Source organism: Candidatus Polarisedimenticolaceae bacterium (assembly GCA_036275915.1).
Classification (GTDB): Bacteria; Acidobacteriota; Polarisedimenticolia; order Polarisedimenticolales; family DASRJG01; genus DASRJG01.
Genome location: DASUCV010000015.1, coordinates 50,448 through 65,309 on the forward strand (window position 1 = coordinate 50,448; position 14,862 = coordinate 65,309).

16 protein-coding genes are annotated in these 14,862 nt (G+C 67.3%); 9 read left to right on the top strand and 7 right to left on the bottom strand.

Annotation, left to right across the window (positions count from 1 at the left end; translation table 11 throughout):
- Positions 1-67 precede the first annotated feature (67 nt).
- From VFV19_12430 to VFV19_12450, 5 genes are read left to right on the top strand one after another with little or no spacing between them, the layout of a single operon-like run.
- Complete coding sequence (locus tag VFV19_12430) at positions 68-523, top strand: hypothetical protein (protein ID HEX4825104.1); 456 nt, start codon at positions 68-70, stop codon at positions 521-523.
- Between the two features lie 14 nt (positions 524-537).
- Positions 538-846 (top strand): hypothetical protein, encoded by a 309-nt coding sequence (locus VFV19_12435; GenBank protein HEX4825105.1) that lies wholly within the window; start codon positions 538-540, stop codon positions 844-846.
- A gap of 8 nt (positions 847-854) precedes the next feature.
- A complete protein-coding gene (locus tag VFV19_12440) occupies positions 855-1,226 on the top strand; it encodes a DUF488 family protein (GenBank protein HEX4825106.1) in 372 nt (123 codons plus the stop codon).
- A complete protein-coding gene (locus VFV19_12445; protein ID HEX4825107.1) occupies positions 1,223-1,840 on the top strand; it encodes a DUF2306 domain-containing protein in 618 nt (205 codons plus the stop codon). The genes VFV19_12440 and VFV19_12445 overlap by 4 nt, the downstream gene beginning before the upstream one ends.
- A 37-nt stretch (positions 1,841-1,877) precedes the next feature.
- Entirely contained in the window at positions 1,878-2,585 is a 708-nt protein-coding gene (locus tag VFV19_12450; GenBank protein HEX4825108.1) for a hypothetical protein, read from the top strand.
- Between the two features lie 12 nt (positions 2,586-2,597).
- Here VFV19_12450 and VFV19_12455 read toward each other — a convergent pair whose 3' ends face one another.
- Genes VFV19_12455 through VFV19_12465 form a run of 3 tightly spaced genes read right to left on the bottom strand, consistent with a single transcriptional unit; the run spans position 2,598 to position 6,597 of the window.
- A complete protein-coding gene (locus VFV19_12455; GenBank protein HEX4825109.1) occupies positions 2,598-3,353 on the bottom strand; it encodes an outer membrane lipoprotein-sorting protein in 756 nt (251 codons plus the stop codon).
- Positions 3,350-5,908: an FtsX-like permease family protein gene (locus tag VFV19_12460; GenBank protein ID HEX4825110.1), complete on the bottom strand. Its 2,559-nt coding sequence runs from the start codon at positions 5,906-5,908 to the stop codon at positions 3,350-3,352. Before VFV19_12460 ends, VFV19_12455 begins: the two co-directional genes overlap by 4 nt.
- 2 nt (positions 5,909-5,910) lie before the next feature.
- Positions 5,911-6,597 (bottom strand): ABC transporter ATP-binding protein, encoded by a 687-nt coding sequence (locus VFV19_12465; protein ID HEX4825111.1) that lies wholly within the window; start codon positions 6,595-6,597, stop codon positions 5,911-5,913.
- A 142-nt stretch (positions 6,598-6,739) separates the two neighbouring features.
- On the opposite strand from VFV19_12465, the gene VFV19_12470 reads away from it, so the two are divergent.
- A complete protein-coding gene (locus VFV19_12470) occupies positions 6,740-8,968 on the top strand; it encodes a vWA domain-containing protein (GenBank protein ID HEX4825112.1) in 2,229 nt (742 codons plus the stop codon).
- Here VFV19_12470 and VFV19_12475 read toward each other — a convergent pair.
- The 3 genes from VFV19_12475 to VFV19_12485 are packed head-to-tail and all read right to left on the bottom strand — an operon-like array spanning position 8,871 to position 12,159.
- On the bottom strand, positions 8,871-10,091 hold the full coding sequence (locus VFV19_12475; GenBank protein HEX4825113.1) for a hypothetical protein: 1,221 nt from the start codon (positions 10,089-10,091) through the stop codon (positions 8,871-8,873). The genes VFV19_12470 and VFV19_12475 overlap by 98 nt on opposite strands.
- Before the next feature lie 2 nt (positions 10,092-10,093).
- A complete protein-coding gene (locus tag VFV19_12480; protein HEX4825114.1) occupies positions 10,094-11,206 on the bottom strand; it encodes a carboxylate-amine ligase in 1,113 nt (370 codons plus the stop codon).
- Between the two features lie 2 nt (positions 11,207-11,208).
- The gene (locus tag VFV19_12485; GenBank protein ID HEX4825115.1) at positions 11,209-12,159 is read right to left on the bottom strand and encodes a hypothetical protein; all 951 of its coding nucleotides are present in this window, start codon (positions 12,157-12,159) and stop codon (positions 11,209-11,211) included.
- A gap of 95 nt (positions 12,160-12,254) precedes the next feature.
- Here VFV19_12485 and VFV19_12490 point away from each other — a divergent pair, with 95 nt between their 5' ends.
- Genes VFV19_12490 through VFV19_12500 form a run of 3 tightly spaced genes read left to right on the top strand, consistent with a single transcriptional unit; the run spans position 12,255 to position 13,769 of the window.
- Positions 12,255-12,965 (top strand): alpha/beta hydrolase-fold protein, encoded by a 711-nt coding sequence (locus tag VFV19_12490; GenBank protein HEX4825116.1) that lies wholly within the window; start codon positions 12,255-12,257, stop codon positions 12,963-12,965.
- A gap of 48 nt (positions 12,966-13,013) precedes the next feature.
- Positions 13,014-13,526: a ferritin gene (locus tag VFV19_12495; protein HEX4825117.1), complete on the top strand. Its 513-nt coding sequence runs from the start codon at positions 13,014-13,016 to the stop codon at positions 13,524-13,526.
- A gap of 36 nt (positions 13,527-13,562) precedes the next feature.
- Positions 13,563-13,769, top strand: a complete 207-nt coding sequence (locus VFV19_12500; GenBank protein HEX4825118.1) for a hypothetical protein — start codon at positions 13,563-13,565, stop codon at positions 13,767-13,769.
- A 112-nt stretch (positions 13,770-13,881) separates the two neighbouring features.
- Here VFV19_12500 and VFV19_12505 read toward each other — a convergent pair whose 3' ends face one another.
- Positions 13,882-14,787: a YajG family lipoprotein gene (locus VFV19_12505; protein ID HEX4825119.1), complete on the bottom strand. Its 906-nt coding sequence runs from the start codon at positions 14,785-14,787 to the stop codon at positions 13,882-13,884.
- Positions 14,788-14,862: the final 75 nt, after the last annotated feature.

Consider the following 14,862-nt stretch of genomic DNA (forward strand, 5'->3'; position numbering starts at 1 on the left):
GAGCTTTTGGCGCCCTTCTGGTCTCCCTTCGCCGCGGAACCTACGTTCTTGGGACGGAGGAACCGCCATGAAGGGACACCGGATCGCCTGCGCCCTCGCCATCGTCGCCGTCACCGCCAGCACGCGCTCGTGGGCCGGGCCCTACGCCGACGATCTCGCGAAGTGCCTCGTCAAGTCGACGACCGCCGCGGACAAGAGCAAGCTCGTGCAGTGGATGTTCGCGATGTCGTCCTTGCATCCGGACGTCAAGCAGCTGAGCGCGGTCTCCCCCGAGAAGCGCACCGAGCTGAACAAGCAGTTCGCCGGCATGCTCACCACGCTGCTCACGCAGTCGTGCTTGAACGAGACGCGCGACGCGCTGAACAACGAGGGGCCGCAGACGCTCGCCCAGGGGTTCACCGTCCTCGGACAGGTCGCCGGGCGCGAGCTGTTCTCGAACCCCGAGGTCGCCGCCGGGATGAACGATCTCGAGGGCATGTTCGACAACGACAAGCTCGAGGCTGCGCTCAAAACGAAGAAGTGAGCTAACCTGCCTGCATGCCGGGCGAGTTACTGCCGATCGTTTGCAATCTTGACTCCCTCACCGATGCCGAGCGCGCGAGGCGCGCCGAGCTCGCGGCGCTCGTGCGCGCGGGCACCCTGCGCGTCGTCGAGAACGAGACGGGTTATTCGATCCACCTCCGGCCGGGGAACGACGTTCTCGAACGCGCCGAAGAGCTGATCGCGCTCGAGCGGCGGTGCTGCGGCTTCATGTCGTTGACGCTCAGGCGCGACGATGCCGTCCTCGAGCTCTCCGGCCGCGAGGGGACGAAGGCGTTCATCGCCGCGGAACTCGACCTCCTGTGATCCGCGTCGTGCGCCTCGGCACGGCGCGCGGGACCGGCGAGGGGGTCCGCGTCGGCACCGTACGCCACCCGCCCCGCGGGGTCAGGAAAGAAGAGCTCGCGCTCAGGAACTTCTATGACGTCTGGTTTCCGAACCTCGCGCCGAGCGCGAAGCTCGTCTCGAAGGGACGCGGCGCCGCGACCGAGCGCGCGTGGAAGGCGTTCGCGCGCGCGTACCGTACGGAGATGAAGAGCCCGGAGGCGCGGCGCACTCTCGATCTCCTCGCCGCGCTCTCCCACGAGTCCGAGTTCTCGATCGGCTGCTACTGCGAGGACGAGAGCCGCTGCCACCGCTCGATCCTGCGGGAGCTGCTCGCGGAGCGAGGCGCCGAGATCCGTTGATCGCGCGCCGCACGATGACCGTGCTCGCGTGGATCGTCGTGATCTACGCGCTCGCCCTCATCGTCGTGCCGGGGGTGCGTCCGCCGTTCCTGCGCGACCGCATCGCGATCGTGCCGGTGGCGGTCATCGCGCATCTTGCTGGAGCCGCGATCGCGCTCGCGCTCGGTCCGTTTCAATTCGATCCCGACCGTAGGGCGCGCGCGATCGCCCGCCATCGCTGGACCGGCCGCGCGTACCTGATCGGCGTCGCCATCGGCGGCATCTCCGGCCTCGTCCTTGCGCGCATCTCACAGGGCGGCGTCGTCGCTCACCTCGGCTTCGGGGCGCTCGGAATCCTCTGGCTCACGACCGCCGGCATGGCGTACGTGCGGATCCGAGCCGGGGATCGTGCGGCGCATCGCCGGTGGATGATCCGCAACTACGCGCTGACATTCGCCGCGGTGACGCTGCGGATCTACCTGCCGGCATCGCTCCTTGCGGGCATCCCGTTCGACGCGGGTTATCCGGCGATCTCATGGCTGTGCTGGGTCCCGAACCTCGTCTTCGCGGAGGCATGGATCGCAAGACGCCCCGAAGCGGAAGTAACCGTTGCATCGGAATCGTCTCCGGCGTAAGAACAGGCCAACGTCCGATCAGGGGGAGGTCTCGCTCATGCTCACCGCCATCCTTTTCGCCGCGATGTCCGCCACACTCTCGGTTCCCGCGGACTCGATCGCCCGTCCTGCGGATCCGGTGATCGCGGCCAGAAAGTTCAAACCGCAGATCTTCACCGAGGAGTTCACCGGCGGAAGCAACGAGGGCGGCTGGAGCTGGGACGGCGGCTTCCCATCGATTCCACAGAAGGGCGGGAACCCGAAGTGGTACCTGCGCACGCACAACGACGACACCTACGCACCGCAGGTCGCGACCGCGTTCGGAATCGACTCGGAATTCACGGGGAACTACCGGGCCAAAGGTGTCTTCCGGATGGGAGCCGATTTCCTCACCGAGCGGGTCGACTTCAGCGCTGCCGATCGGCCGATCTCGCTTCTCCTGACCTCCGATCCGGGCACGCCCGACGATCCTTCGGACGACTGCACGATCTACACCGTCGGCACGGCGTTCGCCCCCGTGCCTGGCGAGGGCTGGCGTCACTACGAGTTCACGCTCGATCGCCCGGATTCCCATGTGCTTCCGGGGAACTGGCAAGTGCTCGACTGCAACGAACCGACACCCGATGCGGCGTGGAACCGTGTCTTTGAGGACGTCGACCAGGCGAAATTCTTCTACGGCGACCCTACATACTTCTTCGAGTTCCAGAACTTCACGGTGGGCGTCGACAACATCTTCTGGTTGAAGTTCAGCGAGGATCTTCCGTAGCGATTTCGTCCCTCAGTGGATCACACGCATCCCCTGGACCGTGAAGATCGGAGGATCGACGGCGGGGTTGATCTTCACGTTCGCGAGCGTGAGCTTGGTCGTGCCCTCTCGCTTCGCGTCGGTGAGCGTCCACGAGTGGACGATCGGGATCCCCGAGACGTCGCGCACGTCGGCGCCGATGAACGTGCGGCGCTTCTCGCCGCCGACGTACGCCTCGATGCGGATCGTGACGTAGCGGTCCTCGAGGACCCAGAAGACGAGCTTCGAGTACTGAGATTCCTTGCCGGGTGCCGGCACCGCCGTGACCTTGAAGCACGACGCACCGTCCTGCGCCTCCTCGCCATCGAGCGTGTAGGTGTAGGCGTCGACGTCTCGCTCTTCCATGTCCTCGTAGGTGAAGTGCGTGCCGAGGAAGCGCGTCGTTTTTTCCTGCTTGGCGACGCGGCGGTCGCGATCGATCGCGGGCGCGTAGAACCACTGCTCGGCGGGAAGCCCGGTGTGGGAGACGGTCAGCAGGCCGACGCCCTTCACCTCCGCGGGCTCGAGGAACTGGATGAGGCCCTTTGCGTCCGCGCCCCAGCCGAGATGCCACGAGCGCCACGACTTCGACTTCGTCTTCCCTTTCTCCTCGACGACGATCAGCCCTTCCGAGTACTCGCTCTTCGTCTTGCGCCTCTTGTCGACTTCGTCCATGACGGCGCGGCCGTCGGCGGGCTTCGGCGCGGGCACCGCGAGAAGGAGGAGCGCGAGGAGGGGCGCGAGTTTCATTCGAACTCCAGCGCCTCGGCCGGCGAGACCGAGAGCGCGAGCTTGGCGGGATAGAGCGCCGCGACGATCGTCACGACGACGAGGAGAGGCAGGAGCGCCGACGCGATCCCCCACGGAAAGGTGTACGGGAGCGTCCAGCCGGTGTTCGCGGCGCCGATCGACTCCGAGGCGTACTTGATGAGATACGTCCCGAGCGCGTAACCGATGAGGCTGCCCGTCACCGAGATCCCGAGCGCCTCGAGCACGATGAGGGCCGCGACCTGGCGCCGCTCCGTCCCGAGCGCTTTCAGGATCCCCAGCTCGCGCCGGCGCTCGGCGACCGAGATGACGAGCGTGTTCGTGATCCCGAGCACCGCGACGAAGAGCGCGATCACGAGCTGGATGTACGAGAGCGCGAAGAACTGGTCGAGGAGGCGATGGATGTTCTCCTTCATCTCGGACGCGGTCATCACGAAGAGCCGGTCGGTCTTCCCGGCGAGACGGCTGCGGATCTCGCGCGCGACGGCGTCCCGTGAGGCGGCGGGCTCGAGGAGGATGTCGATCGTGTCGACGCCGGTGTCCTTCCAGTACTTCAGGTAGACGCTTCGGTCCATCCAGACCGTTCCCTGGTCCGACGAGTAGTCCATGACGATCGCCGCGATCGGCAGGGTGAGAGGGCCGCTCGGCGTGTCGATCGTCACCGGATCGCCGAGCTTCTTCTTGAAGATCGCGGCGAAGTTGTCGGACACGGCGAGGCCGCGTCCCGCGGGAACCTCGGTCACGAGGCGGTCGCGCGTTCCCTGGACGAGCGGCATCTGGAGGCGCTTGAACGTGCGCGCGAGTGGGAGCGTGGCGAGGAACGGTCGCTTCTCGCCGTACTTCAAGTGGATCCCGCGGAACTCCTCCACCCAGCGGACGCCGGGGATCTCCGCGATCGTCTCGGCGAACTCCGGCGGCAGGCGGTAGGCCTTCGCGAAGAAGCGCTGGGAGGCCGTCACGTAGAAGTCGGCGTTCAGGACGCCGTTCATCCAGGTCGTGTAGGACACGCGGAAGGCGTGCGTGAGACCGGCGAGCGTGAGCACGAACCCGAGCGAGATCATGAGCGCGAGCACCGTCGCCGACGTGCGCCGCGGAGCCTGGAGGAGCGTGTCGGTCGCGATGCGGCCTTCGGCACCGAACAGGCGCTCCATGATCGGGCGGCCGAGACGGACGATCGGGCCGATGAGCGTCGGCGCCAGGAGCACCGCCGCGCCGTTGATGAGGAGGAGGCCGAAGACCGCCCACGCGAAGCTTCTGGTCGAGAGCAGAACGACGACTGCCACCGCCGCCGCGGTCATTCCGATTCCGGCGAGAACGCGCAGCCGTTCGGAGATCGGATCGAACCGCTGGAAAGTCCCGCGGGCGAGCGCCTCGACCGGCTGGAGCCTCGACGCGGCGAGCGCGGGAAAGAAGGCGGCGGCGATCGCACTCAGGAGGCCGAGCGCGCCGCCGATGACGAGGACGCGCGGATCGACGACGACCGTCGAAGCCGAGTGCGTCAGTCCGTAGGCGACTTCGGTGAGCCCCGCGATGAACCGCGTCGTCCCGCGCGCGAGGATCATCCCCGCGCCGAGACCGATCGCCGAGCCGACGAGGCCGATGATCGCGCCCTCGACGAGGAAAAGCGCGAGGATCGTCCCCCGCGCGACGCCGAGCGAGCGCAGGATCCCGATCTCGCGGCGCCGGCGCGCCGCCGCGACGGCGAAGACGTTGAAGATGAGAAAGACGGCGATGAACATCGCCTGCCACGACCCGAGCGTCAGCGTCCGCCCGAAGTTCTCGATCAAGACCTCCATCTCGGCGCCGCGGCGCGACGGCGGATCGATCGCATAGCCGGGGCCGAGCGCCTCGGCGAGCCGCTGGGTCCCTTCGGCGACCGGGAGGCTCGCGTCGAGCATGACGTCGACGCGGTCGACGAGGCGCCCGCGCGCGAAGACGAACTGCGCGGCGTAGAGATCCATGAGCGCGATGTTCCCGCCGAACGCGGTCGCCGGCCCCTCGGGCTTGATCAGGCCGCGCACGGTGAACGTCTTGTAGCCGTGGCCGGTCTCGAGCCGGAGCGTGTCGTCGATCTTCAGGTGCTTGCGCGCCGCGAACTCTTGCGTCACGCAGATCGAGTCGGGCTGCGCCAGGAAGACGAGCGGATCGTCGAGGACGTCCTGGTCGCCGAAGTCCCAGTCGCGGATCGCGCGGTCGCCGAGGAAATCGACGCCGAGCACCATGAGCGACTGCTCGCCTTCGCCCTCCGGCTTGACGACCGCCTCGATGATCGGCTGCGCCGCCGCGACACCCGGCACGGCGCGCACCGCATCGACCGTGGTCTCGGGAACTCCGGCCTCGCTCGACGAGACCTCGAGCTGCGCCTTTCCCGCGATCTTGTCGACCGTGCGCCTCAAGGACACGCGCAGGGACGCCGACGACAGCTCGATCGCGACGTAGACACCGACGCCGAGCGCGACGCCCGTGAGCGTGAGGAGCGTGATGACCCAGTGCTTTTTGAAGTACGGCCAGGTGACGCCGCGGAGAAGGAAGAGCATCGCTACGTCGCGGCGGCGGCCCGCACGTCGCCGACGAGGTGCCCGTCTTGAAGCTTCAGGATTCGGTCGCACGCGGCGGCGGCGCCCGCGTCGTGCGTGACCATGACGAGGGTCGAGCCGATGTCGCGGTTGACCGTCCGCAGGAGCGCCAAGATCTCGGAGCCGGTCTTCGAATCGAGGTTGCCGGTCGGCTCGTCGGCGAGGAGCACCCGCGGCGCCATGACGAGGGCGCGCGCGATCGCCACCCGCTGGCACTCGCCCCCCGACAGCTCGTCGGGAAGGTGCTCCGCGCGCGGTGCCAGGCCCACGAGATCGAGGAAGCGCCCTGCCGTTCCCCGCACCTCGGCCATCGGCCTGCGCCGGAGGCGCAGCGGCAGGGCGACGTTGTCGAACGCCGACAGCGTGGGCAAGAGGTTGAAGAACTGGAAAATGAAGCCGATCTTGTCGCGCCTCACCCGCGTGAGCGCATCGTCGGCGAGACCCGTCAGCTCGATGCCGTCGACCTTGACCGAGCCGGACGTCGCCTGATCCAAGCCACCGAGAAGGTGCAGCAACGTCGACTTTCCCGAGCCCGACGGCCCCATCACCGCCACCATCTCGCCGGCGGCGACCTCGAAGCTCAGGCCGTCGAGCGCCCTGACCTCGCGTTTTCCTCGGTAGATCTTGACGGCGTCGTGGACGGAGATCATGGGAAGTTCACAGTTTACAGTTCACGGTCGACAGTTTCAGAACTGTGAACTGTTGACTGTCGACTGTGAACTCTCCGCAAGAAGCGTCCCCTTCGGGGATGCGGAGCCCACACCCTCGCGGTAACTTCCCACAGTGAGCCGGATGCGGGCGCCTCGATGGGCCTTAGCGACCGCCCTCGTGATCGCGGCGTGCACGTGCGCCATCGCCGGGTCCGACGAGCCGCTCCGTCCGCTCAACGCGCCCGAGGAGCGAATCGAGGCCGAGCGCCAGATTGTGATTCTCCGCCTCGATCCGCGAGGGGGCGCAAAGCTCGGCGAATGCGATTCCCTGGAGGCCGCGGACCTCTCGATCGCAATCGGCGCGGCGCGCGTGCCGGCGAAGGTCGTGGCGGTCGAGCGCGTTCCCCGCCCGGAGAAGCACTGGCTGCTCGTGGACAGCAGCGAAAGCGCGGAGGATCGGCGGCAAGCCGCGATGAACTCGGCTCTTCAGTATGTCCAGAGCGTCATGATCCCCGGCGAAGACACCGCAGCCCTCGTCACCGTGGACGAGGATCCGATCCTGATTGACGGGCCCACGACCGATACCAAGGAGCTCGTCTCGAAGCTCCACGACGTGGCCTCGGGAAGCTGGAGCGCCCTCCGCGACGGCCTCGATGCCGTTCTCCGGCAGATTCAAGGCGACAGGCACGAGCACGTCGTCCTCTTCTGGACCGACGGCGAGGACCAAACATCGTCGACTCGGGAGGCTGATCTCCTCGCGACGCTCGCGCGCACGCCGAACGCGACCGTGTTTCCGATCTGCCTCCTGCCCAAGGGATCGAAGTACCCACCGCCGCCGATGGCCGGGGCGATTTTCACCGGGGTCGCCCGGCGTTCTGGGGGCGAGGTGTTCAGCGCCTCGGACCCACGATGGCTCGATCGTGTCCGCGGTTGGCTTGGACGTCGCTTCACCGTGACCTATATGCCGCCGCCCGGAAATACCGGTCAGGAAGCGGTCATCACCGTGCCGTGGAAGCGCTGCGACGTCACCCAGCTCGCCGACCCGTTCGCGACGCCCGACCCGATCGCGGGCGAGGCGGCGCCGCCGCCCGAAACGTGGATGAAGCTGCATTCTCAAATGCGGAACGGGGACGACCGGAGTTGCGCGACCCCGAAGGGGACGCTGGCATGGGCGTGGCCGCTCTCCGCCGACGCGGCCTTCCTTTCGGGGTGCATCCTCGACGTCGTACGTGCCACCGGTCCCGTGGTGCGCGACCACGACGGTGTTCCCGACTACCGGTTTCAGTCGCCTCGCTTCGCCGCGCGCACGATTCGGATCGAGCTGCCCGCGTTCGACGAGCTGCCGGCCGATCTCGTCTCGGCGATCTTGCCGCTGCTCCAAGACGCTGATGCCGGCGGCGAGACTTCTGCGTCGTTCATCGATGGGAGCGCGTTTCTGGCGCAGCGCGCGCAGATCGCCGCGGCGCTCTTCGCCGGCCGCGCGGATTTTCACAAGTTTGCCCAGGCACGGCTCGCCCAGATTGCCGACGCGGAGCTGCAGGCGATCGGTCACAACTTCGCCCGCGATTTCCCCAAGCTCTCGGCGGAGGAGATCGCCCTCGTCGCGCGGTCGTCGCGTGCCGGCTCGCGCTCCCTCGCCTCGGCGACGCACCCGACTGATGCCGATCTCGCCCGGGTGCTCTCGGCGTGGATCGATGACGTCTCCGCCGTCGAGCTGTTCCGAGCGATCGAGCGGCACTTCATCGATGCCTCGATCGTCCGCGGACCCGACGACGACCTGGACGCGCTCTGGAACGCCGCGCTCGCGCGGTTCGCGATGCCCTCGCGCGTGCGCATCGAAACCCCGCTCGCGCTGATCCACGACCCGGTGCAGGACGTGGTCGGCTTCGTGCGCATCGTGCTACCCCGCCCCGAAGGATTTCGCTCGCACGACCGCCGCCTGCCGAAAGCGGGCGATCCGCTGAGCGCGCGCCTCATGCGGCGTCCGCTCGCCGTGGGACTCTTCGAGAACGTCGCCGACGATGCGGCGGTACGGTCGGCCCTCCGGTCCGGCGGGTACCGCGCGACGTCGATCGATTACAAGGCGCTCGCGGTGCCGTTCCACCACGACCCGGGCAAGCCCTACGAGGAGGCGCGCGTCACCGTGACGCTCGAGGGCCACGACGGGGCTCGCGCCGTCTTGGAGGCGAACGTGAGGGGACAGAACGACGGGGTCTTCATTGTCGACCGCCTCGTGAAGCAGGTGACCGGGGACCCTTCGCTCGACGCGATCCTCAACGGGGTTCGGGCCACACTCCGACGGAGGAGCCGACCCAGTCGAGGCCCTTGTTGTGGTCGACGCCGTGGATCTTCCCGCGCGAGAGGCGTGTGAGGTTGATCGCGAGCGTGTAGTCGCCGCCCTGGGGCTTGAGGAACATCATCCGGATCTCCGCCTTGACGCCGGTGCCGTCCGGCGCCAGCAGGGCGGGCGCGTAATCGACCTTCTCCTGCAAGATCCACTGCGATCGCTCGGCGGCGGGGATCGCGGCGAGCGCGTCCTCGGTGAGATCCGGGTTGACGCCGGTCCCCGCAAACGAGAAGAGCGGCTTCAGGATGTAGTTCCCGCAGTCGCGCGGAAGCGTGTCGACCTCGGAGAGGATCCGCGTCCAGGGAGCGGCCGGATGCTCGATCCGCGGGAGCGTGTGCTTCGACCAGATCCAGTACCAGTCCGGGTGGCAGACCCAGCGAACGTCGAGATCGTCGCGCCAGTCGAACGGGAGATGGACCGCCTTGCGCTCGAGCTCGTCGAAGACGATCCGGTTGTAGATCCGCTGCACCGGCACGAGCTTGCCGTCCTTCGGCGCCAGGAGCGTGCGGCCGTCCTTGACGATCGTCGCCGCGTCGACGGTGCGCACGCCGAGCAGGCGCCGCGTCGCATGGAAATCGGGGCGCGTCTTCTGCTGCTCGGGGTGGAGATCGAGGAGAATCGTCCCGTCGAGATCGCCGTCGCCGACGATCGTGCGCTTCAGCAGGTCGAGGTAGCCGGCGCGGTCGAGGCCGGAGAAGAGCGGCGTGAAACGCTCCGGCATCCCGGGGAGGCCGGCGAGGACCTCGCCCCAGATCTCCCCCTGCACGAGCTGCATGGCGTAGAGCGAGGGAAACCCTTGGAGCTCGATCAGGCGCGGCACGAGCTCGCCGCCCTCGCCGCGCGCGACCGCGAAGTCGATCGCGACGAACTCGGGCTCGTCCTCGATCTTCAGGCCGCGCACGCGGTAACGCCCGGGCACGGCGAGGAGGCCGGCGGCCAGGTTCTCCGGCCGGCGGATGATCGCGAGGATCTCCTCCGCCGCGACGGCGAGCTTCTTCAGCAGGTCGCCGGGAACGATGAACGGCACCTCGGCGAGGCGGAAGCCGAAGTGCGGCTCGTCGAGGCGCTCCTCCATGAGGGAGCAGACGCGCCGGTAGAGCGTCTCCGAGTAGTGGGCCGTGAAGATGTCGCGGAGGGTCTTGTCCAAGGTCAGGCGAGTCCGCGCTCGGTCTCGTCGGCGACGTAGTCCATGACCGCGCGCAGGTCGTTCGTCGCCTTGTACACCTGGAGCTGCCTCTCGGCCCCGGTGCCCTCGGCGACCATCTGCCGGACGTGGCGCACCTGCTCGCGCGTCCCGAGCTCGTCCACGACGTCGTCGATGAACTCGAGCAGCTCCTCGAGCAGCGACACGAAGGGAACCTCCTCCTGCCGCCCGAAGTCGATGAGGAGCCCGCGGATTCCCCACCGTGCCGCGCGCCACTTGTTCTCCATGATCAGCGAGCGCCGGTACTGACGGAAGGTGAGGTTGCGCGAGCGCAGGAGCCACAGCTTCGCCGTGATCGCCTGGAAGAGCGCGGCGATCGTGATCGTCTCCTCCGCGCGGAGCGGGATGTCGCAGATCCGGTACTCGAGCGTCTCGTACTTGTGATGCGGCCTCACGTCCCACCAGATCTGGCCGCCGTCGATGACGCAGTTCGTCTTGACGAGGAGCGACACGAACTCCTGGAACTCGCCGTACGAGCCGAACACGTCGGGGATGTTCGTGCGCGGGAACTTGTCGAACACCTTGCACCGGTACGACATCCAGCCGGTCTCGCGCCCGAGCCAGAACGGCGAGTTCACGGAGAGCGCCAGGATGTGCGGCAGGAAGTACCGCGCCTGGTTCATGATCGTGATCTGATCTTCGCGGTCCTCGACGCCGATGTGGACGTGGAGGCCGAAGATCAGGTTGGCGCGCGCGACCATCTGCAGGTCGGCGATGAGGCGCTCATAGCGCGTGTTGCCGCCGCTGATCGCGACGTTGCCCCAGTGCGTGAACGGGTGGGTGCCGGCGGCGGCGATCCGGAGGCCGCTCTCGCGGGCGAGCCCGGCGAGCGACGCGCGGAGTTGGATCACCTCGCGCTTGGCCGCCGCGATGTCCTTGCAGATCTCGGTCCCGACCTCGACGACCGGCTGGTGCAGCTCGGCCTTGAGCTTCCCGCCGAGGACGCCGTGCCCCTTCTCGAAGATCGGGGCGACGTGCGAGCGCAGCTCCCGCGACGCCGGGTCGATGACCTGGAACTCCTCCTCGATCCCGACCGTCAGGCTGGGACGCCGCGCCAACGCTAGACCTTGAGCGCCGCGCCCTTGAGCTTCTCCGGCCAGTTGCCGGTCAGCTCGAGCGGCTTCGGATTCTCGGCGCGGTCGATGAGCATCTCGGCGACGGTCTTCAAGACCCAGTCGAAGTTCTCCCGGCCGACCGAGAACAGGTCGCAGTCCGGCGCCGGGTTCATGAAGTCGATCGCGATCGGGACCCCGTCGCGAACGGCGAATTCGATCGTGTTGAGGTCGTACCCGAGGGCGCGGCAGAGCGCGAGAGCGTCGGCCTCGATCCGCCGCAGGAGCTTCGGCTCGGTGGGCGGCGCGTCCTTGACGTACCGGTTCTCGAAGGGGGCCTTCGGGTCGTAGCGCATGACCCGCACGTGGCGCCGGCCCACGCCATAGCACCGGTAGTACTCGGCGAAGGCGATCGCCTCCTGGGCCATCATCGAGAGCGACCGCGTCTGGTCGTACGCCTCGAAGAACTCCTTGCGATCGTCGACCTTGTAGACGTCCCGCCAGCCGCCGCCGTCGGCCGGCTTCATGTAGATCGGAAAATCGAGATAAGAGAAGACCGCCTCCCAATCGACCGGGAACGCCAGGTTGGAGAAGGACTCGGCCTTCGTGTTGGGCGGGTGCTGCTTGTGCGGCAGGAGCACCGTCCGGGGCACCGCGACGCCGCACGCCTGGGCGACGACGTTATTGAAGTACTTGTCGTCGCAGCTCCACCAGAACGGGTTGTTGACGACCTGGACGCCGCTCGCGGCGGCCTGCTTGAGATAGGTCCGGTAGAACGGGACCTCGTGGCTGATCCGGTCGAGGATGACGTCGTAGTCGGCGGGGATGTCCTGGACGAGCGGTCCGACGCGGCAGGCCTCGGCGACGACCTTGCCGGCACCCCTCTTGTTGATCTCGTCGACGAGCGCGGGCGGGAACGAGCGTTCCTGACCGAAGAGCAGTCCGATCTTCTTGGGCAATGCGAAGGTCTCCCGTAGAATGGCCGATCACTGTAGCCGAACCTCCGTCCCGCCGTAAAGGCGGCGGGGGGACGAACCGGGGGACCTGAAGCACGATGCATCGCGAATATCACCGCTGGCACTCGCCCTCGCTCGGGCGCGACATGGAGCTGCTCTGGTACGGAAACTGGGGGCGGCCCCTCCTCGCCTTCCCCACCTCGCTCGGGAGCTGCTCGCAGAATGAGGACAACGGCCTCATCGGCGCCCTGGCCGACAAGATCGAGGGCGGCGAGCTCCAGATCTGCTGCGTCGACGCGATCGACTCCGAGTGCTGGTACAACGACAACGCCCACCCGGGATGGAAGATCCACCGGTACATGCAATACGACCGGTATCTCACGACCGAGGTCGTCCCTCTCATCCACAAGAAGGCCGAGCGCGACGACCTCATGACCTTCGGCGCCTCCTTCGGCGGCTATCACGCCATGAACTTCGCAGGGCGCCATCCCGAGCTCGTCTCGCGCGTCATCTCGTTCTCGGGGATCTACGGCATTCACCGCTTCCTCCACGGCTTCTGGAACGACGACTGCTATTTCAACTGCCCCGACGCCTACTACCCGAACCTGCCGCTCGACCAGGTCGACCGCATGCGCCACATCGGCTTCGTCGTCGCGACCGGCGAGCAGGACCATCTCGTCCAGGAGAACCGCTGGTTCTCCGAGATGCTGCGCGGGAAGGGATTGAACGTGTACGCCGAATTCTGGCCCGGCGTCTTCGGCCACGACTGGCCGTACTGGCGAGAGAACCTGAAGCGATTCGTGCCTTAGAAGTTCACAGTTCACAGTTCACAGTTAACAGTTGGCGGAGGCGAGGCGATGACCGAGACGATGACCAAGGCGATCAACGATCAGATCCACTCCGAGCTGTCGGCGTACTACAGCTATCTCGCGATGTCCGCGCACTGCGACCGTGCGGGCTTCCCCGGCGCCGCGAAGTGGCTCCGCCTCCAGAGCAGCGAGGAGCAGACGCACGCGATGAAGCTCCTCGACTTCCTCCTGGCGCGTCACGCGAAGGTCGGTCTCCGCGAGCTCGGCGCCCCGCGTATCGAGTACAAGTCGCTCCTCGACGTCTTCGAGACCGCCTTCAAGCAGGAGCAATCGGTCAGCGCCCAGATCGAGGCGCTCTACGAGCTCGCGTTCAAGGAGAAGGCGTACCCCGCCGTCGTCCAGCTCGAGTGGTTCCTCACCGAGCAGGTCGAGGAAGAGAAGACCTGCCGCGAGATCGTCGCCAAGCTCAAGATGGTCGGCGACGACCCCGCGTCGCTCCTCGAGATCGACCGCGAGCTGGGCGCGCGGAGCATGGCGGGAGTCGGCAAGAACGCGGAATGATACGGGCGTAGAATCCGCGAACGGAGGAGGAACGTCATGAAGAAGCTCAAGCTCGTGGTCGGTGCCCTTGTGATCTTCGCCGCCGGCTGGGGCACGTGGTGTCTTGCCAAGCCGCCGGGCGGCGGTGGTGGCGGTGGCGGCACGCAGAACTGCAACCGCGTCGTCTGTGCCCAGTGCCCCGAAGGGTACGTGCTTCAGAAGGGTGCGTGGCCGGATTGCTGCGTCTGCGTTCCGGCCCCCTAGATTCAAGGAGAGGCACTCTCACGGAGTGCCTCTCCCCTTCCTCTCGCGTGGGAGCAGACCTCGGGGACGCGCGTGACGCTGCGGTTCAGGCCGGAGGCGGAGTGACTCTCTTCTAGGATCCCGCCTTCTGCATCGCGGCGTGCATGACCGGCTCGGGGATCCCCGCCTTCTTCCACGCGACGAGATCGTCGGCCGAGAAGCCGGTCGCGATCGTCTGCTGCGACACATAGTCGACGAGGAGGTCGGTTCCCATCTGCTGCTTGCGCAGGCGCGTCACGTCGGTGAGGAGCTGGGCCGGCGTCTTCGGAAGCGACGCCGGCGCGGTCTTGGAGTGGACGCGCGACGGCGGCACCGCCATCACCACCGGCTTGAGCGGCGCGGCAGACTTCGTCTCCGCGACGGCGCCGGCTTCCGGCTTCGAGGCGATCCAGGCTTCCTGAAGCTTGGAGTCGCTCATGAGAACCGCCCCGGCCTGCTGGAGCGCGTCCGAGAGGACCTCCTCGCAGTTCACCGGATTGCGCCAGCGGCCCTTCGTCTTGCCGTTCCCCATCGCGGTCCCTTCGGCGAAGACGTGCCCGGCGCGGTCGGCGAGCGTGTAGGGAAGCTGGACCTCGGCCGTGAAGGTCGAGTTCATGAACGAGTGCGTCTCCAAGACGTGGAACCGCGTCACGCGGATCGTGAGGACGAGGTTCGACTTGTCGTCGAAGAGGACGCCCCATGCGTTGAAGCGATCGGTGATCGTCGTCTTGAGGTAGCCGGGCAGATGGCCCGCGAAGCGGATGCGGAACGTGTCGTCGCCGCTGCCGGTGCCCTCGCCGATGATGTCGCGGCTGCCGACGGTCCGCGCGTCCTGCACGTCGAGCGCGATCGACTTGCCGGACACCCCTTCCTGGAGCGTCGCGTGCACGGCGCCGGGCTTCGTGGTCGGAATGAACTTGAGCGGGATGATGAGATCTTCACCGGCGAGAAGCGGGCTGACCGCGACGACGGCGGCGATCGCGAAACGAATCGAGCGCATGGGAACCCCTCCTTCTTCGAGGCCCCTGCGTTGCAAGAATGGGGACATTCTGCTTTTTCCTTCAGAGCTTCTGCG

Bases quoted from the DNA above. Each gene is read 5' to 3' on its own strand.
- VFV19_12495 (HEX4825117.1), top strand. From the start codon at position 13,014: ATGACCGAGACGATGACCAAGGCGATCAACGATCAGATCCACTCCGAG.
- VFV19_12435 (HEX4825105.1), top strand. From the start codon at position 538: ATGCCGGGCGAGTTACTGCCGATCGTTTGCAATCTTGACTCCCTCACC.
- VFV19_12465 (HEX4825111.1), bottom strand. From the start codon at position 6,597: ATGATCTCCGTCCACGACGCCGTCAAGATCTACCGAGGAAAACGCGAG.
- VFV19_12460 (HEX4825110.1), bottom strand. From the start codon at position 5,908: ATGCTCTTCCTTCTCCGCGGCGTCACCTGGCCGTACTTCAAAAAGCAC.
- VFV19_12430 (HEX4825104.1), top strand. From the start codon at position 68: ATGAAGGGACACCGGATCGCCTGCGCCCTCGCCATCGTCGCCGTCACC.
- VFV19_12505 (HEX4825119.1), bottom strand. From the start codon at position 14,787: ATGCGCTCGATTCGTTTCGCGATCGCCGCCGTCGTCGCGGTCAGCCCG.
- VFV19_12455 (HEX4825109.1), bottom strand. From the start codon at position 3,353: ATGAAACTCGCGCCCCTCCTCGCGCTCCTCCTTCTCGCGGTGCCCGCG.
- VFV19_12450 (HEX4825108.1), top strand. From the start codon at position 1,878: ATGCTCACCGCCATCCTTTTCGCCGCGATGTCCGCCACACTCTCGGTT.
- VFV19_12490 (HEX4825116.1), top strand. From the start codon at position 12,255: ATGCATCGCGAATATCACCGCTGGCACTCGCCCTCGCTCGGGCGCGAC.
- VFV19_12500 (HEX4825118.1), top strand. From the start codon at position 13,563: ATGAAGAAGCTCAAGCTCGTGGTCGGTGCCCTTGTGATCTTCGCCGCC.
- VFV19_12470 (HEX4825112.1), top strand. From the start codon at position 6,740: ATGCGGGCGCCTCGATGGGCCTTAGCGACCGCCCTCGTGATCGCGGCG.